Here is a 23,584-nt window from a genome sequence, read left to right as displayed (position 1 = left end):
TGCGGACTGACTAATCCTCCCCACCCTGCTCCGTCTCCGGCGGCGTCGCATCCTGCGCGCGCGAGGCTGGCGCGCGCGGCGTCAGCGTCGCCTCGTACTCGCCCGCATCGGCGGGCGCGGGCCACCACGGCCGGTCGGTGCCATCGGCACGCACCGGCGTGACGGCGAAGCCTTTGCCACGCCGCAGCAGAATCAGCGCACCCTGGTGCTGCAGCCGCGCGCGGTCGACCACGGCGGCGACGCAGGACGACGGCGCAGCGCGCGCCACGATCAGCGCGGCGCGGGCGCAATCATCGCCGAGCGCATCCGCGCGCAGCGTCAGCGCGACGAGGCGGCCGTCCGCCATCGGCAGCACGCAGCCGGCCTCGTCGCAGGACGCGCCGTCGCCGAGCGCGGGATCCGCCGGCAGCCGCGCATCGGCGTCGGCCGCCAGCCACTCCCGGGTGACGAACACGTCCTTGCCTGTGCGCATCACATGCAGCCGTCCGTCGCCGCCGCGTACGGCGACCGCCCGTCCATCGCCGGAGATGAGGATGTCGGGCAGCGGCGTCGCCGCCGCCCACATCGTTGCGGCCGCGAGCAGCACGGCGCCTGACCAGCGCAGCGGCGTCCGCAGCAGGCCGATCAGGATCACCCCGAGGCTGGCGACGATCAGCGGCCCGACGCCGAACGCCGGGATGCGTCCGACGGCGCCCGGCAGGGCGGCGACCCAGCGCGTCACCGCGATCATCCAGTCGATGCCCCAGCCCATCAGCGTCCACCACGGGCCGTCGAGGCCGAACGGCGCGGCCAGCAGGCCGAGCAGGCCCGCCGGCATCACCACCGCCGAGACGACCGGCATCGCCGCGAGATTGGCCAGCAGGCCGTAGGGCGTGATGCGGTGGAAATGGTAGGCCGCATAGGGCGTGGTGGCGAGGCCCGCGATCAGCGAGGCCAGCAGCAGCATCGACAGCTCGCGGCCGCCCCACAGCGCGATGCGCTGCGTGGTGGAGCTGTCCGGCGTCGCAAACAGTTTTGGCAGGCCGAACTGCACCAGCGCGACGAGACCGAGCGTCGCCGCGAACGACATCTGGAAGCTCGGATGCACCAGCGCTTCCGGAGCTGCGATCAGCACGATCATCGCGGCTACCGCCAGCGTGCGGAAGGTGACGGCGCGGCGGTCGACCATGACGGCGATCAGCACCACCGCCGTCATGAAGAACGATCGCTGCGTGGCGACCTCCGCGCCCGACAGCAGCAGATAGAACGCCGCCGCCACCAGCGCCGCGGCGGCCGCCCATTTCTTGATCGGATGGCTGATGGTCAGCCCGGGAATCAGCGCCAGCAGCGCGCGGATGGCGAAGAACGCGACGCCGGCGACGACCGCCATGTGATACCCCGAGATCGACAGCACATGACCGAGGCCGGAGATGAACATGGCGTCGTTGACGTCGGGCGCGATGGCATCGCGCCGCCCGGTCAGCAGCGCGGTGGCGATGGCGCGCTCATCGCCGTCGAGACGAGCGCGGATGCGGGCGTCGATCGCATCGCGCAGGCCCTGCATCGCCGCCGCATAGCGCAGGCCGAGACCGGCGGCCTGCGGCGGCGTCACCGTGGTGATCGTCCCCATCACGAAGCCGGAGGCGCCGATGCCCTGGAAGAACATGTCGCGGGCGAAATCGTAGGAGCCGGGGTGCACCGGGGCGAGCGGCGGCAGCAGCCGCGCCTTGAGCTGCACGAAGCTGCCGACATCGGGCGCCGTGCCCTTGCGCACGGCGAGCCGCACGCGCGCCAGGGTCACGCTGCTGCGCTGGCTCTCCATCGCCGTCACCCGCAGCACGATGCGGTCGCTGCGCTCACGGATGTCGCGGGCCTCGACGAAACCCGACAGTGACGCCGAATACAACGTCCGCGCCAGCACCGGATGTGACACGCGCGCGGTCTTCACCGTCGCCACGGCAAAGCCGGACGCGGCAGCCGCGATCATCACGGCGGCCGGGAACAGCGGGTGCCGGCGCATCAGCGCGGCCCCGACGCACAGCGCGCAGGCCAGGGCAGCGCTCACCCACAGCACGGGCTCATGATCAGCCGAGAAATACAGGGCAATGCCCGCGCCGAAGGCGATGGGCACCCACGGCAGCAGCCGCCCCGGCCCGGCCTCCGCACGCGCCCAGCTCTTGAGCTGGGCGGCGAATGACGGCCACGCGTCCCAGCCGATCACAGGCCAGCCGCCGGCCAGCGCGCCGCGCGGCGGCCAGACATCAGCCATCACGCCCGCAATCCCGCGACGCCACCCTGGCGGCCTGACCGGCTCCGCCATCGCCAACACCACCCGCGACCCGACCGGACCAAAAGCTACCGGAAGCTGCGCGATGGCGCCTAGCAGAACGGAACGGGAATCCTGAATTCCTGCACGCGCCCTAGCATTGGAACTTTTCGCAGCGCACGCGCTTATCGGGGTATGGACGCCCACGACATCAACGACCCCTTCGCCGACCTCGATCTCGAGCGGGCCATCCAGCTGCGCTGGACCCTGCGGGACATCAAGGCGCACCGGCTCACGCTGTCCCCGGTCGCCGAGGATCACCTCGCGCTGCTCACCGAGCGCGGCCTCGTCGAGGTCAGCGACGGCGTGCCGACGCTGACGGACGCCGGGCAGGACGCGATCGGCTAGCGCTCATCCGACCGGCAGTCGAACGTCGCGCACGCGGGGATTGCAGCGGCGCCCGAGATGGCGACCGCCGATGTCTGGCGCGGCCGTCTGGAATCGGGCGGAACTTGGGCGGGGGAAGCTGCACTGGACGCGATCGGCGCGCCGGGTTTCCCGGCTCGCAAGGTGCCATGAGACTCCTCGCATTCGCGCTTCTCGCGCTCATCCTCGATTTCTCGATCCAGACCGCGCCTGCCCGCGCCCAGGCCAAAGGTGACCTCGACGTCGCTGCGGAGCTGAAGGAGCACCCGGGGTACAGCGTCCTCATCTTCAACATCGACATCAACATGGATGGCAAGCGTCGATGCCTGCCGGACCGCGCCGACATGTCGAACGAGCAAAAACAGTGGGCGGTGGCGAAGCTGAATAGGGAGCCTCTGCTCGACCTGGAATCGGTGTTCGGCCACGACCGCGGGGCCGTGCTGGTCCTTCCGCCGGGGACATGGACGGTCAGCCAGTTCAGCTGCGGTCCCCTCAAATTCGACGGTGCGATCGTGCAGATCAAGGTCGCGCCCGGCGAGATCGTCAATGCCGGCCATGTCATGATCAACCGCGTCACGGTCGATCCCGGAAAGATGTTCGAGCGGGCCCGCAAGATCGAGACGCACATCAAGATCGAGGAATTGCCGAAGGACAGCGTCGCCTCGCTGAAGACGCGCGCGCCGGAGACGTTCGCCAAGGCCAAGCGGCGCAGCTTCGCCGTCAACGCCGCCCTGCTCTAGCACACGCTCATGCCGCCTCGGGCGGCATGAGCGCGGCTCGCCCTCACCCCTTCGCGACTTCCTTCGCGAAGGTGTCGCGCAGGCCGATGGTGCGGTTGAACACCAGCCTGTCCGACGTCGAATCGGGATCGCGCACGAAATAGCCCTGGCGCTCGAACTGCATCGGCTCGATCGAATTGCTGCCGGCGATCGCCGGCTCGATGCGCGCGTCGGTCAGGACCTCCAGCGAGTTCGGGTTGAGGTCAGCGGTGAAGTCGGCGGCGTTCGGGCTCGGATTGGCGAACAGCTGGTTGTAGATGCGGATCTCGGCTGTCAGCGACTGCGCCGCGGAGAGCCAGTGCATCGTCGCCTTGACCTTGCGGCCATCAGGCGCGTTGCCGCCCTTGGTCGCGGGATCGTAGGTGCAGCGCAGCTCGACGATCTCGCCGGAATCGTTCTTGATGACCTCGCGGCATTTGATGAAATAGGCGTAGCGCAGCCGCACCTCGTTGCCGGGCGACAGGCGGAAGAACTTCTTCGGCGGGTTCTCCATGAAGTCGTCCTGCTCGATATAGAGCTCGCGGCCGAAGGCGATCTTGCGGGTGCCGGCGGACGGATCATCTGGGTGATTGATCGCCTCGAGCTCCTCGACCTGGCCTTCCGGATAGTTCTCGATCACGACCTTCAAGGGCCGCAGCACCGCCATGCGGCGCTGGGCGGTGCGGTTCAGTTCCTCGCGAATGCAGAATTCGAGCATGCCGACGTCGACGATGCTGTTGGCCTTGGCAATGCCGATGCGCTTGGTGAATTCGCGCACCGCCGCCGGCGGCACGCCGCGGCGCTTCAGCCCGGCGATGGTCGGCATGCGCGGATCGTTCCAGCCCGAGACATGGCCGTCCTGCACCAGCCGCGTCAGCACGCGCTTGGACAGCAGGGTGTAGGTCAGATTGAGGCGCGCGAACTCGTACTGCCGCGGATGCGACGGCACCGGCAGCTTGTCGAGGAACCAGTCGTAGAGCGGGCGGTGATCCTCGAATTCGAGCGTGCAGATCGAATGCGTGACGCCCTCGATCGCATCCGACTGGCCGTGCGCGTAATCATAGCTCGGATAGATCTTCCAGGTGTCGCCGGTGCGCGGGTGATGGGCGTGCAGGATCCGGTAGAGCACGGGGTCGCGCAGGTTGATGTTTCCAGCGGCCATGTCGATCTTGGCGCGCAGCACGCGCGCGCCGTTCGGGAATTCGCCGGCCTTCATGCGCCGGAACAGGTCGAGATTCTCGTCGACCGAACGGTCGCGGAATGGGCTGTTCTTGCCGGGCTCGGTGAGCGTGCCGCGCGCCAGCCGGATCTCCTCCTGCGTCTGGTCGTCGACATAGGCCAGCCCGGCCTTGATCAGCCCTTCCGCCCAGTCGTAAAGCCGCTCGAAATAATCCGAGGCATAGAACAGGTTGTCGCCCCAGTCGTAGCCGAGCCAGCGCACGTCAGCCTGGATGGAATCGATGTATTCCTGCTCTTCCTTGGTCGGATTGGTGTCGTCGAAACGCAGGTTGCAGCGGCCGCCGAACTCCTTGGCGACGCCGAAATTGAGACCGATCGACTTGGCATGGCCGATATGCAGGTAGCCGTTCGGCTCCGGCGGGAACCGGGTGACGACCGTCTTGTGCTTGCCGCTGTCGAGATCGGCCTGGACGATGTCGCGGATGAAATCGCGCCCTGCCTCTGCCGTCGCTGCCGTGTCTGTCGTCGTGGTCATCAAGAATGTCCTGCTCCGGAATCTGGAAGCCTATCTGCCAAATCCGCTTCCCCCAAGGAAGGCTTTAGTTATGCGATAGGCCTGCTATACACCCCCCGCCCTCTACCGCCCCTGCCTGGATTTCGTGCTGCCGCCCATGACCTCCCCGATCGTCACGCGCTTTGCCCCCTCCCCGACCGGTTTTCTCCATATCGGAGGCGCCCGGACGGCCCTGTTCAACTGGCTGTATGCGCGCGGCCGCGGCGGCAAGATGCTGCTCAGAATCGAGGACACCGACCGCGAGCGCTCGACCGATGCGGCGATAACAGCCATCCTCGACGGCCTGAAATGGCTCGAACTCGATTGGGACGGCGACGTCATCTACCAATATAGCCGCGCCGCGCGCCATCGCGAGGTCGCCGAGCAGCTGCTCGCCAGCGGCATGGCCTATCGCTGCTATGCCACGGCCGAGGAGCTGGCGGCGATGCGCGAGAAGGCGCGCGCGGAAGGCCGCACCCGGCTCTATGACGGAATGTGGCGCGACCGCGATCCGAAGCAGGCGCCCGAGGGCGTCAAGCCGACCATCCGGCTGCGCGCGCCGCTGACCGGCGAGACCGTGATCGAGGACCAAGTGCAGGGCCGCGTGGTCTGGCAGAACGAGAACCTCGACGATCTCGTGCTGCTGCGTGGCGATGGCAATCCGACCTATATGCTGGCGGTGGTCGTCGATGACCATGACATGGGCGTCACCCACGTGATCCGCGGCGACGACCATCTGATCAACGCCGCACGCCAGAAACAGATCTACGATGCGCTGGGCTGGACGGTGCCGTCGATGTCGCACATCCCGTTGATTCACGGGCCGGACGGATCGAAGCTGTCGAAGCGCCACGGCGCGCTCGGCGTCGATGCCTACCGTGCCATGGGATATCTGCCGTCCGCGCTGCGCAATTACCTGGTGCGGCTCGGCTGGAGCCATGGCGACCAGGAGATCTTCTCGACCGAGGAGATGATCGGGGCGTTCGACCTGCCGGCGATCGGCCGCTCGGCGGCGCGGTTCGACTTCGCCAAGCTCGAAAACCTCAACGGACACTATATCCGTCATGCCGAGGATGCGGTGCTGGTGCGCCAGTTCGAGGACGTGCTGAACTACGTGCCGAACGGCGCGGTGCTGAAGGCCAAGCTCAACGACGCCACCCGCGCACAGCTCACCTTGGCGATGCCGAGCCTGAAGGAGCGTGCCAAGACACTGCTGGAGCTGATCGACGGCGCCGCCTTCATCTTCGCCGACCGGCCGCTCCCGGTCGACGCCAAGGCCGCAGCCCTGCTGACACCGGACAGTCGCGCCTTGATTGGCCGGCTGCACGAGGCGCTTGCGGCGGTCGAGCCGTGGAGCGGGCCGGCCACCGAAGCCGCGCTGCGTGCGTTCGCCGACGCCAACAATCTCAAGCTGGGCGCGGTGGCCCAGCCGCTGCGGGCGGCGCTCACCGGCCGGACCACCTCGCCCGGCATTTTCGACGTTCTGGCCATCCTCGGACGTGAGGAATCCTTGGGCCGCCTCAAGGATCAGACCACCTCATAAGGTCTCATTCACCCCATCTTGCAGCGCACAGGGCAATACGATACGCATTTGTGCAGTGCCTACCGGTTTTTCGGCTCTGACATTTCGATCACGTTGCGGCGGGCGCGTCGACCGGTGCGAGAGCCGAAGGACACTAGTAAGTATAAGATTCCAGTGCGGTTTCGGATTTGACCGTCGATTAAGGTCTCGGCAGTGACACTGACGCGAATGTCAAACCAAGCGCACTAGATAAAGTCCACCCGCCCTGCCATCTCTCAAAAAGAACAAGGGCTACGCCTAACGATCTCATCGGGGACAAACGATGGACGCAAACTCCGTAAGCAAGACCGCGACCCTCACCGTCGGCAACAAGAACTTCGATCTTCCGATCCTGAGCGGCACGGTGGGCCCCGACGTCATCGACATCGGCAAGCTCTACGCCCAGGCCGGGATGTTCACCTATGACCCCGGCTTTACCTCGACCGGCAGCTGCCAGTCCAAGATCACCTATATCGACGGCGATGCCGGCGTCCTGGAATACCGCGGCTACCCGATCGAGCAGCTCGCCGAGAGGGGCGACTTCCTCGAGACCTGCTATCTCCTGCTCTACGGGGAGCTCCCGACCCCGGCCCAGAAGAAGGACTTCGACTACCGCGTGACCCATCACACGATGGTGCACGAGCAGATGGCCCGGTTCTTCCAGGGCTTCCGCCGCGACGCCCACCCGATGGCGGTCATGGTGGCCTCGGTCGGCGCGCTCGCCGCGTTCTACCACGACTCCACCGACATCAACGATCCCAAGCAGCGGATGATCGCCTCGATCCGGATGATCGCCAAGATCCCGACGCTGGCGGCGATGGCCTACAAATACTCGATCGGCCAGCCCTTCGTTTATCCGAAGAACGCGCTGTCCTTCACCGAGAACTTCCTCAACATGTGCTTCGCGGTGCCGTGCGAGGAGTACAAGCCGAACCCGGTGCTGGCCGACGCGCTCGACAAGATCTTCATCCTGCACGCCGACCACGAGCAGAACGCCTCGACCTCCACGGTGCGCATCGCCGGCTCCTCGGGCGCCAACCCGTTCGCCTGCATCGCCGCCGGCATCGCCTGCCTGTGGGGCCCGGCGCATGGCGGCGCCAACGAGGCGGCGCTGAACATGCTGGCCGAGATCGGCACCGTCGACAAGATTCCTGAGTTCATCGCCAAGGTGAAGGACAAGAACAGCGACGTGCGCCTGATGGGCTTTGGCCATCGCGTCTACAAGAACTACGACCCGCGCGCCAAGATCATGCAGAAGATGTGTCACGCGGTGCTCAAGGAGACGGGCCACGCCGACGATCAGATGCTCAAGGTCGCGCTGGAGCTCGAGAAGATCGCGCTCAGCGACCAGTACTTCATCGACCGCAAGCTCTATCCGAACGTCGACTTCTACTCGGGCATCACGCTGAAGGCGATGGGCTTCCCGGTGTCGATGTTCACCGTGCTGTTCGCGGTCGCCCGCACCGTCGGCTGGATCAGCCAGTGGAGCGAGATGATCGAGGACCCGCAGCAGAAGATCGGCCGTCCGCGCCAGCTCTACACAGGCGTCGCGACCCGCGAATATGTCGATCTCGACAAGCGCGGCTGATCGCGGCGAGAGAGATCCATGATGAAAGGCCCGTCCAGCAAGCTGGGCGGGCCTTTTTCCTTGCGCTGAATGCGCTTGCGCCGAATCTCGCAAGGCACCGCAGGGTAGGCAAAGCGGCCGCCGCAGGCGGCAGCGTGCCCACCGCCGATCAGCGAACCGAGCCGCAAGACGGTGGGCACGGCGCCACTGCGATTTCGTGGGTGGTAAGAGCACGGCAGCGCCTTTGCCCACCCTACGGCGCCCTGCTATTTGTCGTCGACGAAGCACGGATCGCAAGCACGATGGCGAAATGGCTCCCGATTGTCCGGCAGGCCTGCATCGCGGCGCTCGCCCTCGTCTGCGCTCGCGCAATGCCGACGCACGCGGCAGAAACAGCACCTCAGGAGTTGACGGTCTCGGCGGCCGACGCCTCCCTCGTGATCAAGCTGTTTGCTGCTCGGCACGAGGGCAAGCGGCCGGCCGTGATCATTCTCCACGGTGGACAGGGCCTCGAGAAATTCTACGCCGCCTACAGCCGCTACGCCGAGGCGCTATCCGCCCTCGGCATCGATGCCGTTCTGCTGCCCTACTATGACGAGGTCGATCGCCGCATCATGGCATCCGCGGATCGCAGCATTCGACAGAGCTACTTTGCCGAACACCTGCCGATCTGGTCCGCCAGGGTCCGCGAGGTTGCATCCTATTTGGCACGGAGACAGGACTGGTCCGGCAAGACAGGGCTGCTCGGCTTTTCGAATGGAGGTTTCCTGGCAGTGGCGTCCGCTGCATCTGATCCCGAGATCAGTGCGCTCGTCGTATTCTACGCCGGCAGTCCCGCTCCCCCATGACGCGGGCCCGTTTCACCTGCCGCCCCTGCTCGCGCTGCACGGCGACGCTGATCACAACGTGCCGCTGTCATCCGGACAGGCATTGGTCGAAGCGGCGCGAGCCGTTGGCGGCGAGGCCAAATTGGTCGTCTATCCCGGCATGGGCCATGGCTTCGATGTCGTTGCGACCCGGCCTGAGGCAACGGACGCGCTCACACGAGCGACCAGCTTTCTCGTAGAGCAGTTGAAGTGAGCGCCTCGGCAAACCGCCGCAGGGTGGGCAAAGCGGCCGCCGCAAGGCGGCAGCGTGGCTACCGTCGGCGAGCTCAGCAGCAAGACGGTGAGCGCGGCGCCGCGCCGTAGCCTCTCGGCGAGGACCGTCTCGGGCTGATGCCGGAGACATGACCACGAGGGACTGGGCTTACGCCGATGCCGCTGGCGGTATGGTTAACCAAAATCGTATGTTCTGCTTGCCGCAGATTGACGCAGTCTGCGAGGGATGCCGATCCCGCGGTTACATTTAGGCTTGGCTCCAGAGATGACCGGCAATTTGGATCAAGACCTGCTGCTTGGGCTGAACGCGTTCGCCGGAACGCATACCGCTCTCTACGAGCTTGCGACCAATTCACTGTTCAGGGGATTTCCGATATTCGGCTCGCTAGTCGCGCTGTGGTTTTTGGACGATTGTGCAGAGCGCCGGAGTCGAATGCTGGCAGGACTTTTTGGAGTCTGCCTGGCCACGGTGCTGTCTGTTTGGCTCCAGTTTCACGTCTCCGTCCACACGCGCCCTCTTCTGGATCCAGCGCTTCATTTGAACTCCGTCGCCGTCCCCTGGAGCTGGGACCGCCAAAGTTCGTTTCCCAGCGACACGACGACGCTGTTCTTCGGCCTCGCGACGGTGGTGTTCCTCGACAATCGATTGGCTGGATCGCTTTGCTTTCTTTGGGTGACTGCCGTCGTGGCGCTCTCCAGGGTCGCCTTTGGGTTTCACTATCCAAGCGACGTGGTCGGCTCGCTGATTCTCGGAGCGGCATTCGTCGTGCTTTTCAACCGATCTCCGTATCCGCGAGTCTTGATTGAACGCACGCTCGTTGCGCTCCGCAACCGCATGTATCTCGTGCATGCATTCCTTTTCGTCTTCTTGGCCGAAGCCTCGAATTTGTTTCTGAGCTTGGAACAGCTCGGAAAAAATCTCGTGCGAATGGTGCTCTCGTAGAGCTTCACCCCGATGAAAAGCAAAGGCCGGCCGCGACTCGAGTCGCGACGCCCGATACCAGGCCCGATCGCGGCAGCGACAGGACACCGGTCAGAACGTCATCCGGTCAGCGCCTCGAGATGAGCCCTGAGCTGGTCGGCCATATATGGCTTGGCCAGGAAGCGCGCGCCGGACGGCAATTCCGAGGGGCTGACCTGGCCCGACGTCACCAGGAGTGCGACCGGAGGCCACCGGTCCCTGATGACGGCGACCAGCCGCAGGCCATCCATCGTGCCCGGCATCTGCACGTCGGTGAAGACGACCGATATACGTTCGCAGCGTTCGAGAAGGGAAATCGCCTGATCGGCGTCGACCGCCTCGACCACCTCGAAACCGAGGTCACTGATCATGTCGACGGCATTGGCGCGAATGAGCCCCTCGTCCTCGACGACCAGAACTGTTTTTCTTGTGAGCGGAATGCTGGACACCGTGTCTCCTGTCCAATTCGACTCAATCGCACGACGACCGTTTCGTTCCGGCGAACGTTCCGCTTCGCCGCGCGTTGACGGGTGCAAGTTGAAGATCCGGCCTGCAGCCGGGATCGGGGACCAGTTCGAGCATAAGATGACGACCAATCGCGACCCGGACGTCGACGCTGTCCAGCAGCTCGATGCCGTTCCCAAAATTCTCGACTCTGTGAGCCGGATCACCGGAATGGGATTCGTCGCGGTCGCGCGCGTGACCTCGGATCGCTGGGTCTGCTGCGCCGTTCGCGACGACATCGCGTTTGGCCTGAAGGAGGGCGGCGAGCTGCGCGTCGAGACGACGATCTGCAGCGAAGTACGCGAGCGCGGCGAAGCCGTCGTCATCGGCGACGTCGAGACCGATCGCCTGTTTCGCGATCACCCGACGCCGAGGCTTTACGGGTTTCGCAGCTACATCTCGGCGCCGATCATCCTGACCGACGGAACCGTCTGGGGCACGTTGTGCGCGATCGACCCGACGCCGCGCGAGCTGGACCGGCCCGAGATCGTCAGCACGTTTCAGCTGTTCGGCGAACTGATCGCGGCGCAGCTGGAGCTGCATCAGCGGTTCGCGCTCAGTCAGGCGAGCCTCGGCCTCAGCGAGCAGAACAGGTTTTCCGCCGAGGAACGGCTCAAGATCACGGAGGCGCATCTGCTCGACGAGCGCCGAACCGCGGAGCTGAGAGAGCAATTCATCGGCGTCCTCGGCCATGACCTACGCAATCCGCTGGCGTCGATCGATGCCGGAATGCGCGTCCTGCTTCGCAACCAGGACAGCGTGCGGGCCCCCGAGATCATTTCCATGATTCAGAAGTCGGTCATGCGCATGGCCGGGCTGGTCGACAACATCATGGATTTCGCCCGGGGACGTCTCGGCGGCGGCCTGACTATCAAGCCCGACGCGCGGCAACCGCTGACGCCGGTGATCGAGCAGGTCATCTCCGAGATCCGGCTGACCTGGCCCGACAACGCGATCGAGACCAGGATCGACATCGCAGAGCCGGTCAGATGCGACCGCAGCAAGATCGGGCAATTGTTCTCGAACCTGCTCGGCAATGCCATCTCCTACGGCGACAGGACCAAGCCGATCCTGGTCTCGGCGACGACGGGCGAAGACGGTTTCGTGCTGGCGGTCACCAATCACGGGCCGCCGATCTCAGCCAAGGCGATGCAGAACCTGTTCAGGCCCTACATGCGCGGTGAGCGTCCAAGCCAGCATGGTCTGGGCCTCGGTCTCTACATCGCCTCCGAGATCGCGCGGGCGCATGACGGCACGCTGCGGGCCGTGTCGGCCTCGGACAGGACGACGTTCGAATTCAGGATGCCGCTGCAGGCCTGAGTCAGCGCCGTCCGCCGCGCATCGTGGCCAGCACGATGTCGGCGGCGCGCACGCTCGGTGAGGCCGCGCCCGTCGACATGATCGTGTCGAGGCGGCCGAAGGCTTCGAGCTGACGGGCGCGTATCGGACCCTCGTGCAGGAGATCGGCAAGAACAGGCGCGAGATTGTCGGCGGTGCAGGCTTCCTGCAGGAATTCCGGAATGACGTTCTCGCCGATCACCAGATTGGCGAGGATGACCGATTGCACGTTGACGACGCGGCGGAGGATGAACGCCTCGACCTCGCCGACGCGATAGGCGGTGACCATCGGCACGCCGGATATTGCAAGCTCCAGCGTCACGGTGCCGGACTTGGCGAGCGCCGCGCGCGCGCGCCTGAACGCGGCCCGCTTCTCGGCCTCGCCGGTGATAATCTCCGGAACGAGCGGCCAGTTCGCGATCCCCGCCCGCACTGCGGCTTCGAGATGGGGCGTCGTCGGCAGCACGGCTTCAAAGGCGAGGTCTTGGGCGCGCAGCCGCGCCAGCGCCTCGCCGAACACGGCGGCGTGACGCGCGATCTCGCTGCGCCGGCTGCCCGGCAGCACCAGGAGCACCGGCGGCACCGCATCGCGGCGCGCCTGCTCCGCCGCGCTGGGGCGCAGACTGGCGAGCTGCTCGATCAGGGGATGGCCGACATAGGTGCAGGGCGGACCACCCAGCCTGCGAAACGCCTCCGGCTCGAACGGCAGCAGGCCCAGCACATGGTCGACATAGCCGCGCATCGTGCGCGCCCGGCCTGGGCGCCAGGCCCAGACCGTCGGCGCGACGTAGTTCACGATCGGAATCTCGGGATCGCGGGCGTGAACGCGCTTGGCGACGCGCTGGGTGAAATCGGGGCTGTCGATGATGACGAGCACGTCGGGCTGGGTCGCAACGACCGCGTCGACCGTGCCGCGGATCAGGCGCAGGATCTTCGGCAGCTGCTTGATCACGGCAGTGAAGCCGACGATCGACAGCTCCTCGATCGGGAACAGCGAGGTGAGCCCCTCGCGCGTCATGCCGCGGCCGCCGACGCCGGAGAATTCGACGCCATCGCCCAGGCGCTGGCGCAGCACCTTCATCAGGCTGGCGCCGAGGCGATCACCGGATTCCTCAGTCGCGACGAGACAGATCCTGCGGACGGCCGGACCGGCCGGCGGCCGCGCCGTCACGCAGTGACACCGGTGATGAACACACCGGCGCGATCGGCCGCCGAGACCGTCTCCTGCGGCTCGGCCAGCAACGTCAGCGCTGCAGCGACGGCGACGCCGGCAAGGCCCGCAGCGGCCAATCCTTCGACGGTGCGCGGGCCGATGGTCGGCAGGTCGTAGCGGAGATCCTGGCCGGCCTTCGGCGCCTTCACCAGCACGCCCCGCCCCACGGCCGCACGGATGCGGCGATCGGCGCGCAGGCGCGCGACACGCGCCAACAGCCCGTCAGTGCCCTCAATATCCTCCAGCGCGACGACGTGGCCGTCGATCACGACCACCGCCTGCCCGACATCGAACGGCGCCATCGCGCGCAGCACCGCGAGCCCCTTGGCGATGTCGCCGGTGACGAGATCGTTCGGCCGGTTGCGCGTCAGATGCCCCTCGGGGACGAGCAGGTTCGGCGCAACGTCCTTGACGCCGATCATGTGGAAGCCATGGCGCTCGAAGATGCGCCCCACCCCCGACAGCAGATGATCGTCGCCGCCGCGAAACGCCGACCAGATGTACGGCAGCTCGCGCAAGGTGCCCCAGTCGAACCGGATCTCCGACACCGCAGGACGGACGAGATTGCCGATGAACATGACGTCATGGCAGCCCTCGGCCTTCAGCAGCTTCAAGGCATTGCCGAGCTGGCCGAGACCGATCCAATGGTGACGGAAACGCGACAACGGCTTCGGGTCGCAGATGCCCTTCAGCGCGAACAGCACCGGCGTCTGGCCGCGCGCGACGATCGCGTCGCCGACGGCAAACGGCAGCACCCCGCCCGCGGCGATCAGGCCGATCGGCGGGGTGGTGTCGGCGGCCGGCGCGGTCATGGCGCTCAAGGCTCGTTGGCCGGCCTGCCGATCTCGGGCAGGCAGAGGGCACGATGTCGGCCGCCAGCGATGAAGGCCAGGATCTCGGCAATCGCCGGATCCTCGCCGGCCAGCGGCTGCACCGCGGCGAGGCGCTCAGCGAACACGCCGGGCCCATGGAACAGCTTCTGGTAGAAGGCGCGGACCGCGGCGAGACGCTCACGGGTGAACTTGCGGCGCTTCATGCCGATGACGTTCAGGCCTTCGAGCGCGGCATACTGGCCGTTGACGAGGCCGTAAGGGATGATGTCGCCGCGCACGCCGCAGACGCCGCCGACCATCACGCCATGGCCGATCCGGGTGAACTGATGCACGGCCGAGAGGCCGCCGATGTAGACGGAATCGCCGACCTCGACATGGCCGCCGAGCGTCGCCGAGGTCGCGAAGATGGCGTTGTCGCCGACCACGCAATCATGGGCGACATGGGCGTTGTTCATGAAGAAGCCGGCATTGCCGACCTTGGTGAGGCCGCCGCCCTTGGTGGTACCGATGTTCATCGTCACGCCTTCGCGGAAGGTGCAGCCTGAACCGATCTCGAGCCGGTGCGGCTCGCCGCGATAGCTGAGATCCTGCGGCGCCCCGCCGAGCACGACGAAGGGCGAGATCACATTGTCGTCGCCGAGCGTGGTGTGGCCCGTGATCTGGACGTGGCTGATCAGCCTGCAATTGGCGCCGATCACGACATTCGGGCCGATGATGCAATACGGCCCGATGACGGTGCCCTCGCCGATGACGGCGCCGTCCTCGACGCGGGCGGTTGGATCGATCTTGCTCATCTCAACGCAATCAACTCTCTCGTCTCAGGTCAGTCGGTCAGCATCGCGCCGACATCGGCCTCGGCGACCACGACACCATCGACCTTGGCGTCGCCGTGGAACCACCACATCGTCTTGCGCCGGCCGATCGAGCGCATGTGGTATTCGATGGTCTGACCCGGCAGCACCGGCTTGCGGAACTTGCACTTGTCGATGGTGAGGAAATACACCGCGCGCGGCTTTTCCGTGCCCTCGACCGACTTGATGCCGATCACGCCCGCCGTCTGCGCCATGCCCTCGATCATCAGCACGCCCGGATAGACCGGCCGTTCCGGGAAATGGCCCTGGAAGCAGGGCTCGCCGATCGAGACGTTCTTGACGCCAATACCGCTGTAGTCGGCCCGGATGTTCTTCACACGGTCGATCAGGAGAAACGGATAACGGTGCGGCAGTGTCTTCAGGATCTCGTTGATGTCGACATCCGCAAACCGAATGGGTGACTCCTCCATCACTCCCGTCCTTCGTCCCTGTTCGTCGCTGCAGAATCGCGCACCAGCCGTTCCACCGCAACGATCTCGCGGAACCACTGCTTGGTCGGCTTGGCGAAGAACCCGCCCCACCGGCCGTTCGGCGGGATGTCGTCCTTGACGCCGCTCATCGCGGTCACCTGGGCGCCATCGCCGATCGTGAGGTGATTGTTGATGCCGACCTTCGCCCCAAGGGCGACGTTGTCGCCGATCGTGAGGCTTCCTGCCAGTCCGATCTGGGCCGCCAGCAGGCAATGTCGCCCGATTGTGACATTGTGGCCGATCTGCACCTGGTTGTCGATTTTGGTGCCCTCGCCGATCACGGTGTCGCGCAGGCTGCCGCGATCGATGCTCGTGTTGGCGCCGATCTCGACGTGGTTCTGGATGATCACGCGGCCGGTCTGCGGCACCTTGAGGTGGCCGCCGGGGCCGAAGAAGATGAAGCCGTAGCCGTCCTGGCCGATGCTGCAGCCGGGGTGGATCAGCACGTCGTTGCCGATCAGCGCGGCTTGGATGACGGTGCGCGCCCCGACATTGCCGTCGCGCCCGATCTTGACGTGAGGGCCGATCACGGCGCCGGCGCCGACGATGGTCCCCGAGCCGATCTCGACATGGGCGCCGATCACGGCCAGCGGCTCGACGATCACGCCATCCTCCAGCCGCGCGGTGGGGTCGATGATCGCCTGGGGCGAGATGCCGTCGTCACCGAACCAGGGCTGCGGCCGCAGCGCATCGGCGTGGAATTCGCGCGCCAGCTGCACGAAGGCGCGGAACGGCTGGTTGGCCCTGACCACCGCGACATGCGCGGGCACCCGCGCCTCGAAGCGCGGGCTGACCAGGCAGGCGCCGGCATTCGTGCGGGTGAGCTGGTCGGCGTATTTGAGGTTGTCGAAGAACGCCAGATGCATCGGGCCGGCTTCGTCCAGCGACGCCAGCCCCCTGATCACCCGGTCCGCCTGGGACGGGTCGACGAGCACCGCATTGGTCTTCGCCGCGATCGCCGCCAGCGTGGTGGGAGGTGGGGCTTGGAAAAAGGTCGGCTGGGCCATTCCGTCGGACTCTCAGGAGAGCGCGCTCTCAGGACAAAACGTCAGAGCCCGGCTCCAGTCTCCCGGAACCGAGCTCCCATCTCTTACACCGGTCGGGTTGGCCGATGCCAACCCGGATTCGATCGGCTCAGGCTCAGAACGAGGTACCGCCGCCGAACCGGAACTCCTGGGTCCGGTCGAACTGACCCTTGGTCAGCGGGATCGCATAGTCGAACCGCAGCGGACCGAACGGCGATGCCCACACCAGACCCACACCGACCGAGCTGCGAACCTTGGAGCTGTCGTCGAACTGCAGGCCGAGGCAGGTTCCGGCGTTGGCTGGCGCAGTCGCCGTGGCACGGGTCGGCTTGACGCAGCCGGGCAGATTACGCTCGCCCGTCAAAGCCCACTCGGTCGGCCCCTGGTAACCCGACAGACCACCGGCGTCGGCGTAAACGGCGCCCTTCAGACCCACTTCCTTGGGCAGGAACCAGAACGGCATCTGCAGTTCGAGCGAAGCGCCCCAGTACTTGGTGCCGCCCAGCGCGTCCTGGGTGCCGAACGGGTTGATGTCACGCGGACCAATGCCGTTCGGCGCGAAGCCGCGAACCAGGTTCGGACCCATCTGGAAGTGATCGAGCATGCGCAGCTGGTTGTTGCCGATCTTGTTCAGGATGCCGCCCTGCAGATGGACGATGCTGACGATGTCCGACACCAGGGGGGTGAAGTACTTCGCATCGAACGCCGTCTTCAGGTAGGACACGTCGCCACCAACCCCCGCGAAGTCCTGCTTGAAGTCGATGAGCAGGCCGTCGGTCGGGTTCTTGTTGTTGTCCAGCGTGTTGTAGTTCAGCGTGTAGCCGAGCGCCGAGGTCAGGGTCGCACCCTTCGCCAGCTCCTGGCGGACCGGAAGCGAGGCCTCACCATTGGCGAAGCAGCCCAGGCCGTTGTTGCCGGTCGGATCGACGCCACCCAATCCACCCTGGGCAACCGGCGTGTTGATAAAGGCCGGAGTCGGGCTGAAGGGCACGAAGCGATTGCCGATCATGCTGCCAGCGGTAACGTTGTTACAGTCCGACAGCGTCGTCGGCAGCGTGATCTCCTGGCGGTAGATCGAGTAGCGCAGCTGCAGCGACAGGTCCTCGCGAAGCTGGAAGCCGAGGCGCGGGCTGAAGCCGAGCGTCTTGGTGCCGTAGGAGATGAAGTTGTTGGCGAGCTGCTGGCGCTGGTAGAGGTCGAGGCCGAGCGCGACCCGGTAGTCGAGCAGGTAAGGCTCGACGAACGAGAGCGAGTAGCCGCGGGCGAACTGGCCGTAGGTCACCGACGCCTTGGCGAACAGGCCGCGGCCGAGGAAGTTGCGCTCGGAAACCGAGACCTCCGCCAGCGCGCCGTCCGTGGTCGAGTAGCCGCCGGAGATCGAGAAGTCGCCGGTCGACTTCTCCTCGAGGTTGACCACGAGGATGACGCGGTCGCTCGACGAGCCCGGCTCGGTCGAGATCTTCACGTCCTTGAAGAAGTCGAGGTTCTTCAGGCGGCGCTCGGCCCGGTCGACCAGGGCACGGTTGTAGGCGTCGCCCTCGGAGATGTCGAACTCGCGGCGAATGACATAGTCGCGGGTGCGGGTGTTGCCGCGGATGTTGATGCGCTCGATATAGGTGCGCGGGCCCTCGTCGATGGCGAACACCACCGACACGGTATGCGCGTCGAAATTGCGGTCGCCGCGCGGACGGACCACCGCGAACGCATAGCCGCGCCGCGAGGCCTCGATCTGCATCTCCTCGACCGACTTCTCGATGTTCTCGACGTTGTAGAGCGAGCCGACGCCGACGCGCGAGTATCCGCGCAGCGTATTGGCGTCGAGCGTCGCGATCGTCGACTGGAAGTCGACCGATCCGACCCGGTACTGCTGACCCTCTTCGATCTTGAAGGTCACCATGAAGCCCTTGCGCTCCGGATCGTACTCGCTCAGCGCGGCCACGACCTGAACGTCGGCATAGCCGTTCTTGAGGTAGAAGCGGCGAATGAGATCGCGATCGGCCTCGACACGGTCCGGATCATAGACGTCGCCGGAGCCGAGGAAGCTCAGCAGATTGCTCTCGCGGGTCTTGATGACGTCCTTCAGGCGATAGGACGAGAACGCGACGTTGCCGACGAACTCGATCGACTTGACGCCGGTCTTGGCGCCCTCCTCGACCGTGAAGATCAGATCGACACGGTTGTTCGGCTGCTCGATGAATTCCGGCGTGACGCGCACGTCATAGCGGCCGGAGCGGCGATAGATCTCGGCGATGCGCTGGGCATCGGACTGCACCATCGGCTTCGACAGCGTTCCGCGCGGCTTCGACTGCACCTCGGCCTGGAGCTGCTCGTCCTTGACCTTCTTGTTGCCCTCGAAGGCGACGCGGCCGATGACCGGGTTCTCGACGACCGTCACGATCAGCCGGCCACCCTGGCGGGCGATCTTCACGTCCGCGAACAGGCCGGTTTCAAACAGCGCCTTGAGGCCGTCGTCGATGCGACCGGCGTCCAGCGTGCCGCCGGGACCCGGCTTGAAGTACGACCGGATGGTCTCCAGCTCGACCCGGCGGTTGCCCACCACTTCGATCGAGTTGACCGTCTGAGCAGCCGCTGGCGACGACGTGATCACGCTCGCCAGTGGCAAAGCCACCGGAACGGCGAACATGATAAAGGCGGCCGCCAAGCCTCCCCGCACCCGCAATCCGAACTTCATGCGCTACGCGCCCTTATTCCGATGCCGGTTCAGTACCCCTACCGAGCCGACAGATTCCCATTTGTCGTTCGCTTGTAACCAATTTGACCCTGACGGCAAACGTCGGATGTCTCGGAATTTTCAAATTCGTTTCAAAACGTTGCCTATCGGCCACGTCGTAAAAAAGCCGCGCTCAGGACCCCGCGATGTGAAGGATATCGTTATAGGTCGTAAAGACCAGAAGCATGAGGATCAGGCCCAGGCCGATTCGGAACCCCATCTCCTGGGCCCGCTCGGACAAGGGACGGCCGCGAACCGCCTCCACCCCGTAAAACAGCAGGTGTCCGCCATCGAGTAGCGGAACCGGGAACAGGTTCAACAGTCCGATCGACACCGAGATCATGGCGCACCAGTTCACCAGAACCTGGAACCCAAGGCTCGCCGCCTGTCCGGACAACTGGGCGATTCGAATCGTTCCGCCGAGCTCGCCGGCATTCCCGGTTCCCGACAACAACGACGCGATGAACTTGAAGGTTGTGGCGATGATGAACCAGACCTGCTCGAAGCCGAACTTGATCGATTCGAAGAACCCAACCGGAACCGACCGTGATTCGTCCGGCTTGGCGTTGTACTGGATGCCCAGCACGCCCAGGCGGTGACTGTTCCCGAAGGAATCCTTGCGCTCCTGGAGCGCCGGCGTCGCCTTCAGGGTGATATCGGCCCCGTCGCGCTTGATCAGAAAGGTGAGCTCGGTTCCGGCGTTCATGGACACGATGCGCTGCATGTCGCCGAACGTCTCGATCGTCCGACCATCGATCGCAGCGATGACGTCGCCAGTCTTGAAGCCGGCGGCCGCCGCGACGCTGTCCGGCTGCACCGCATCGACCCGCGGGGTCGTGTTCGGCTTGCCGTAGTACAGCGCCATGCCGGCAAAGATGATGACGGCGAGGATGAAATTGGCGATCGGGCCGGCCGCGACGATCGCGGCGCGCTGCCCGACGGTCTTGTGGTGGAAGCTGTCGGCGCGCTCTTCGGCCGTCATCTTGGTCAGCGTCTCGGATGACGGCGTCGAGGCCTCGGATTCATCGCCGAAGAACTTCACATAGCCGCCGAGCGGGATCGCCGAGATCTTCCAGCGGGTGTTGTGGCGGTCGTTGAAACCGATCAACTCAGGACCAAATCCGAGCGAAAACGTTAGCACCTTCACGCCGGCCCAGCGCGCGATCAGGAAGTGGCCGAGCTCGTGGAAGAACACCACGATCGTCAGCACGAACAGGAAGGGGATGATGGTGCCGAGCAGGCCGTTGCTCAACATATTGAAAATATGGTGGAAAAATTCGGACATCGATGACCTTCCCGGTGGGCCCGCCGGCCCGTCAAACCACTTAAGATGCTTTTGCGGCGATTTGAGGCAAGAGCCGAGCGGCCCTTTTTCGTGCATCATGGTCAATGGCGATGGCATCGTCCGCCGACGACAGAGGTGCCATATTACCTGATCGCATCCAATCCTCGAGTGTCGCCTCGACCAGCCGGGCGATGGCGCCGAAGCGGATCTGCCCGCCGATGAAGGCCGCCACCGCGACCTCGTTGGCCGCATTGAACACGGTGGTGGCGCCGCGCCCGGCGCGGAGCGAATCATATGCCAGCCGCAAGCCCGGGAACCGGGCGAAGTCCGGCGCCTCGAAGGTCAGCGTTCCGATCTTCGCCAGGTCGAGTCGCGCCGAGGGCCCCTTGATGCGGTCCGGCCAGCCCAGGCAGTGGGCGATCGGGATCCGCATGTCCGGGGCGCCGAGCTGGGCCACCACCGAGCGGTCGGAGAATTCGACCATGCCATGCACGATCGACTGCGGGTGCACCAGCACGTCGATCTCGTCCGGCGACAGCGCGAACAGGTAGGACGCCTCGATCACTTCGAGCCCCTTGTTCATCATCGAGGCCGAATCGATCGTGATCTTCTGGCCCATGCTCCAGTTGGGATGCTTCAGCGCCTGCGCCAAGGTCGCCTGCTCGATATCGGCGGCCGCCCAGGTCCGGAACGGACCTCCCGAGGCGGTGATGATGACGCGCACGAGCTCCTCGCGGTTGCCCGAGGACAGCGCCTGGAACAGCGCATTGTGCTCGGAATCAGCCGGCAGGATGCAGGCGCCGGCCTGCGCGGCCCGCTGCATGAAGAAATCGCCGGCACAGACCAGGCATTCCTTGTTGGCGAGCGCGACCGTCGCGCCGCGGTCCACCGCGGCCAGCGCCGGCTTGAGCCCGGCGGCGCCGGACACGGCGGCCATGACCCAATCGGCCGGACGCGCCGCGGCCTCGATGATGGCGCTCTCCCCGGCCCCGCATTCGATCCCGGTGCCGGCCAGCGCATCGCGCAACTCGGCGAGACCCGCGGGATCGGCCACCGCCACGAAGCGCGGGTTGAACTCCCGCGCCAGCTTCACCAGGCCCTGGATGTTGCTGTTGCCGGTCAGCGCCTCGACCCGATAGCGCTCGGGCGCGCCGCGCAGCAGGTCCATGGTCGAATCGCCGATCGAGCCGGTGGCGCCGAGCACGGTGATGCTGCGCACCTCCGCCGCCCCGGCCTTGTTGTTCCGCAATGGCACTGCGCTCATGTTCTCACCAAAAATCTCGACCGGCGAGTCGCGCCGGTCACCAAACCAGAAGTCCGCGGCCGACCCCGTCGAGGCCGCCGCGCAGCAAACCGAGGATCGCGGCGACGACGATTGCCGCGACATAGCCGTCCAGGCGGTCCAATAGGCCGCCATGGCCGGGAATGATGTGACTTGAATCCTTGACGCCGAAGCGCCGCTTGACCGCGGACTCCGCGAGATCGCCGAGTTGCGACACCACGGAGAGCGTAGCTGCCAGCGCCAGCATCGCCACGAGCCCGCCCGCGCCGGCCAGCGACCAGCCGGCCGCACAGACGAGGCCGGCGGCAAAGCCGCCGATCGCGCCGGCCCAGGTCTTGTTCGGGCTGACGCGCGGCGCGAGCTTCGGCCCGCCGATGCTGCGGCCGGCAACATAGCCGCCGATGTCGCTGGCCCATACGACCAGAAACACCAGCACCAGCGCGTACCATCCTTCGGAGGCATCCAGACGCACCAGGACGGAGGCCAGCTCGGCAGCGGAGGCGTAGACGAAGCCGGTGGCGACCCAGACGCGCCGGCCCGCGGCAAGCGCCGCGACCACGACGAGCCCGACGCCGAGCACGACCAGCGCGACATGGACCAGGCCGAATGCGCAGCAGATGCCGGCGACCGCGATGGCGAGCGCACCAGCGGTGCCGACACTGGCGGTGCGGACCTCGCCCACCACCATCAGCCATTCGAGATAGAGCCCGACGGCGACCAGAGTCACCAATGCGGTCCACAACACGCCGCCGGCATAGGCGGCGCCGAGCGCCAGCGGCACCAGCACCAGCGCGGCCACAACCCGCATCAGGAGATTGTTCGACGCGCCCTTCTTCGGCGGCGAGGCCTCATTGCGCTGCGCGGGGTCATTGCGCTGCGCGGCCTGGACGGCGTCTTCGACGGCTGCGGTCTCGGGTTTTGTCACGAGGCGGTTTTCGCCACGAGGCCGCCGAAGCGGCGTTCACGCCGGCCGAATTCGGCGATTGCGCCTTCCAGCACGGCCTTGTCGAAATCGGGCCAATGGTCAGGGACGAACACCAGCTCGCTGTAGGCGGCCTGCCACATCAGGAAGTTCGACAGCCGCTGCTCGCCGCTGGTGCGGATGATGAGATCGGGATCGGGAATGTCGGGCGCGTCGAGATGAGCGCCAATGGCGTCGGCATCGATCGAGGCTGGATCGCGCCGTCCCTCGGCGACCTCACGGGCCAGACGTTGCGCCGCGCGCGCGATCTCCTGCCGCGAGCCGTAGTTGAAGGCGACCACCAGCGTCAGCTTGGTATTGGCCCGGGTCAGCTCCTCGGCCTCGCCCAACAGCGCGCAGATGTCGGGCTCGAGCCCGTGGCGCTCGCCGATCACCCGGACGCGCACGCCGTCGCGATGCAGCGTCGCGAGATCGTTGCGGATGAAACGGCGCAGCAGACCGAACAGGTCGCCGATCTCGCTCGCGGGACGCGACCAGTTTTCCGACGAGAACGAGAAGATCGTGAGATAGCGGATGCCGAGCTCATGCGAGGCGCGCACCGTCCGGCGCAAGGCCTCGACGCCGCGGCGATGCCCTTCCGCGCGCGGCAGCCCGCGCGCCGCAGCCCAGCGGCCGTTGCCATCCATGATGATGGCAACATGGACCGGACCGTCTGACCGGTCCGGCACCTCCGTCACCGGGGCCGCGGCATTGGACATC

General features: G+C 66.0%; 21 protein-coding genes. 8 read left to right on the top strand and 13 right to left on the bottom strand.

Features of this window, described 5'->3' with window-relative positions:
- Window positions 1–10: 10 nt before the first annotated feature.
- Window positions 11–2,299: a ComEC/Rec2 family competence protein gene (locus tag QQL87_RS04200; RefSeq protein ID WP_284418789.1), complete on the bottom strand. Its 2,289-nt coding sequence runs from the start codon at window positions 2,297–2,299 to the stop codon at window positions 11–13.
- Between the two features lie 141 nt (window positions 2,300–2,440).
- On the opposite strand from QQL87_RS04200, the gene QQL87_RS04195 reads away from it, so the two are divergent.
- Window positions 2,441–2,653, top strand: a complete 213-nt coding sequence (locus QQL87_RS04195) for a hypothetical protein (RefSeq protein WP_284418788.1) — start codon at window positions 2,441–2,443, stop codon at window positions 2,651–2,653.
- A gap of 167 nt (window positions 2,654–2,820) precedes the next feature.
- Complete coding sequence (locus QQL87_RS04190; protein ID WP_284418787.1) at window positions 2,821–3,411, top strand: hypothetical protein; 591 nt, start codon at window positions 2,821–2,823, stop codon at window positions 3,409–3,411.
- A gap of 43 nt (window positions 3,412–3,454) precedes the next feature.
- Here the strand turns inward: QQL87_RS04190 and QQL87_RS04185 are convergent, their stop codons facing one another.
- On the bottom strand, window positions 3,455–5,143 hold the full coding sequence (locus QQL87_RS04185; RefSeq protein WP_284418786.1) for a glutamine--tRNA ligase/YqeY domain fusion protein: 1,689 nt from the start codon (window positions 5,141–5,143) through the stop codon (window positions 3,455–3,457).
- A 136-nt stretch (window positions 5,144–5,279) separates the two neighbouring features.
- Here QQL87_RS04185 and gltX point away from each other — a divergent pair, with 136 nt between their 5' ends.
- The 5 genes from gltX to QQL87_RS04160 all read left to right on the top strand — a co-directional run bounded on the left by gltX (window position 5,280) and on the right by QQL87_RS04160 (window position 10,332).
- Window positions 5,280–6,704, top strand: coding sequence for a glutamate--tRNA ligase (gene gltX, locus QQL87_RS04180; RefSeq protein WP_284418785.1), 1,425 nt, complete (start codon window positions 5,280–5,282; stop codon window positions 6,702–6,704).
- Between the two features lie 301 nt (window positions 6,705–7,005).
- Entirely contained in the window at window positions 7,006–8,310 is a 1,305-nt protein-coding gene (gltA, locus tag QQL87_RS04175) for a citrate synthase (RefSeq protein ID WP_284418784.1), read from the top strand.
- Between the two features lie 134 nt (window positions 8,311–8,444).
- On the top strand, window positions 8,445–9,137 hold the full coding sequence (locus QQL87_RS04170; RefSeq protein WP_284418783.1) for a dienelactone hydrolase family protein: 693 nt from the start codon (window positions 8,445–8,447) through the stop codon (window positions 9,135–9,137).
- Window positions 9,046–9,369 carry an alpha/beta hydrolase family protein gene (locus QQL87_RS04165; RefSeq protein ID WP_284418782.1) on the top strand — a complete coding sequence of 108 codons (324 nt, stop codon included), beginning with the start codon at window positions 9,046–9,048 and terminating at the stop codon, window positions 9,367–9,369. The genes QQL87_RS04170 and QQL87_RS04165 overlap by 92 nt, the downstream gene beginning before the upstream one ends.
- A 285-nt stretch (window positions 9,370–9,654) precedes the next feature.
- Window positions 9,655–10,332: a phosphatase PAP2 family protein gene (locus QQL87_RS04160; protein WP_284418781.1), complete on the top strand. Its 678-nt coding sequence runs from the start codon at window positions 9,655–9,657 to the stop codon at window positions 10,330–10,332.
- A gap of 98 nt (window positions 10,333–10,430) precedes the next feature.
- On the opposite strand, the gene QQL87_RS04155 is transcribed toward QQL87_RS04160, so the two are convergent.
- A complete protein-coding gene (locus QQL87_RS04155) occupies window positions 10,431–10,886 on the bottom strand; it encodes a response regulator (RefSeq protein WP_349817272.1) in 456 nt (151 codons plus the stop codon).
- 49 nt (window positions 10,887–10,935) lie between these two features.
- Between QQL87_RS04155 and QQL87_RS04150 the strand changes: the two genes are divergently transcribed.
- Window positions 10,936–12,174: a GAF domain-containing sensor histidine kinase gene (locus QQL87_RS04150; RefSeq protein ID WP_284418780.1), complete on the top strand. Its 1,239-nt coding sequence runs from the start codon at window positions 10,936–10,938 to the stop codon at window positions 12,172–12,174.
- Between the two features lies 1 nt (window position 12,175).
- Here QQL87_RS04150 and lpxB read toward each other — a convergent pair whose 3' ends face one another.
- The 10 genes from lpxB to QQL87_RS04100 form a co-directional block, all read right to left on the bottom strand.
- The gene (lpxB, locus tag QQL87_RS04145; protein ID WP_284418779.1) at window positions 12,176–13,363 is read right to left on the bottom strand and encodes a lipid-A-disaccharide synthase; all 1,188 of its coding nucleotides are present in this window, start codon (window positions 13,361–13,363) and stop codon (window positions 12,176–12,178) included.
- Window positions 13,360–14,217: an LpxI family protein gene (locus tag QQL87_RS04140; RefSeq protein ID WP_284418778.1), complete on the bottom strand. Its 858-nt coding sequence runs from the start codon at window positions 14,215–14,217 to the stop codon at window positions 13,360–13,362. Before QQL87_RS04140 ends, lpxB begins: the two co-directional genes overlap by 4 nt.
- A gap of 5 nt (window positions 14,218–14,222) precedes the next feature.
- On the bottom strand, window positions 14,223–15,032 hold the full coding sequence (gene lpxA, locus QQL87_RS04135; protein WP_284418777.1) for an acyl-ACP--UDP-N-acetylglucosamine O-acyltransferase: 810 nt from the start codon (window positions 15,030–15,032) through the stop codon (window positions 14,223–14,225).
- Window positions 15,033–15,061: 29 nt separating this feature from the next.
- The gene (gene fabZ / locus QQL87_RS04130; RefSeq protein WP_284418776.1) at window positions 15,062–15,520 is read right to left on the bottom strand and encodes a 3-hydroxyacyl-ACP dehydratase FabZ; all 459 of its coding nucleotides are present in this window, start codon (window positions 15,518–15,520) and stop codon (window positions 15,062–15,064) included.
- Window positions 15,520–16,587 carry a UDP-3-O-(3-hydroxymyristoyl)glucosamine N-acyltransferase gene (gene lpxD / locus QQL87_RS04125; RefSeq protein ID WP_284418775.1) on the bottom strand — a complete coding sequence of 356 codons (1,068 nt, stop codon included), beginning with the start codon at window positions 16,585–16,587 and terminating at the stop codon, window positions 15,520–15,522. Before lpxD ends, fabZ begins: the two co-directional genes overlap by 1 nt.
- A gap of 133 nt (window positions 16,588–16,720) precedes the next feature.
- Window positions 16,721–19,297, bottom strand: a complete 2,577-nt coding sequence (gene bamA / locus QQL87_RS04120) for an outer membrane protein assembly factor BamA (RefSeq protein ID WP_284418774.1) — start codon at window positions 19,295–19,297, stop codon at window positions 16,721–16,723.
- A 172-nt stretch (window positions 19,298–19,469) separates the two neighbouring features.
- Entirely contained in the window at window positions 19,470–20,621 is a 1,152-nt protein-coding gene (gene rseP, locus QQL87_RS04115; protein ID WP_284418773.1) for an RIP metalloprotease RseP, read from the bottom strand.
- A gap of 40 nt (window positions 20,622–20,661) precedes the next feature.
- Window positions 20,662–21,885, bottom strand: coding sequence for a 1-deoxy-D-xylulose-5-phosphate reductoisomerase (dxr, locus tag QQL87_RS04110; protein WP_284418772.1), 1,224 nt, complete (start codon window positions 21,883–21,885; stop codon window positions 20,662–20,664).
- A 37-nt stretch (window positions 21,886–21,922) separates the two neighbouring features.
- The gene (locus QQL87_RS04105; protein ID WP_284418771.1) at window positions 21,923–22,828 is read right to left on the bottom strand and encodes a phosphatidate cytidylyltransferase; all 906 of its coding nucleotides are present in this window, start codon (window positions 22,826–22,828) and stop codon (window positions 21,923–21,925) included.
- Window positions 22,825–23,583, bottom strand: a complete 759-nt coding sequence (locus tag QQL87_RS04100) for an isoprenyl transferase (protein WP_284418770.1) — start codon at window positions 23,581–23,583, stop codon at window positions 22,825–22,827. The genes QQL87_RS04105 and QQL87_RS04100 overlap by 4 nt, the downstream gene beginning before the upstream one ends.
- Window position 23,584: the final 1 nt, after the last annotated feature.

Source organism: Bradyrhizobium sp. SSBR45G (genome assembly GCF_030159255.1).
In the GTDB taxonomy this organism is placed as follows: domain Bacteria; phylum Pseudomonadota; class Alphaproteobacteria; order Rhizobiales; family Xanthobacteraceae; genus Bradyrhizobium.
The sequence above is the reverse complement of the archived record's forward strand: the minus strand, read 5'-3'. Positions and strand labels throughout refer to the sequence as shown.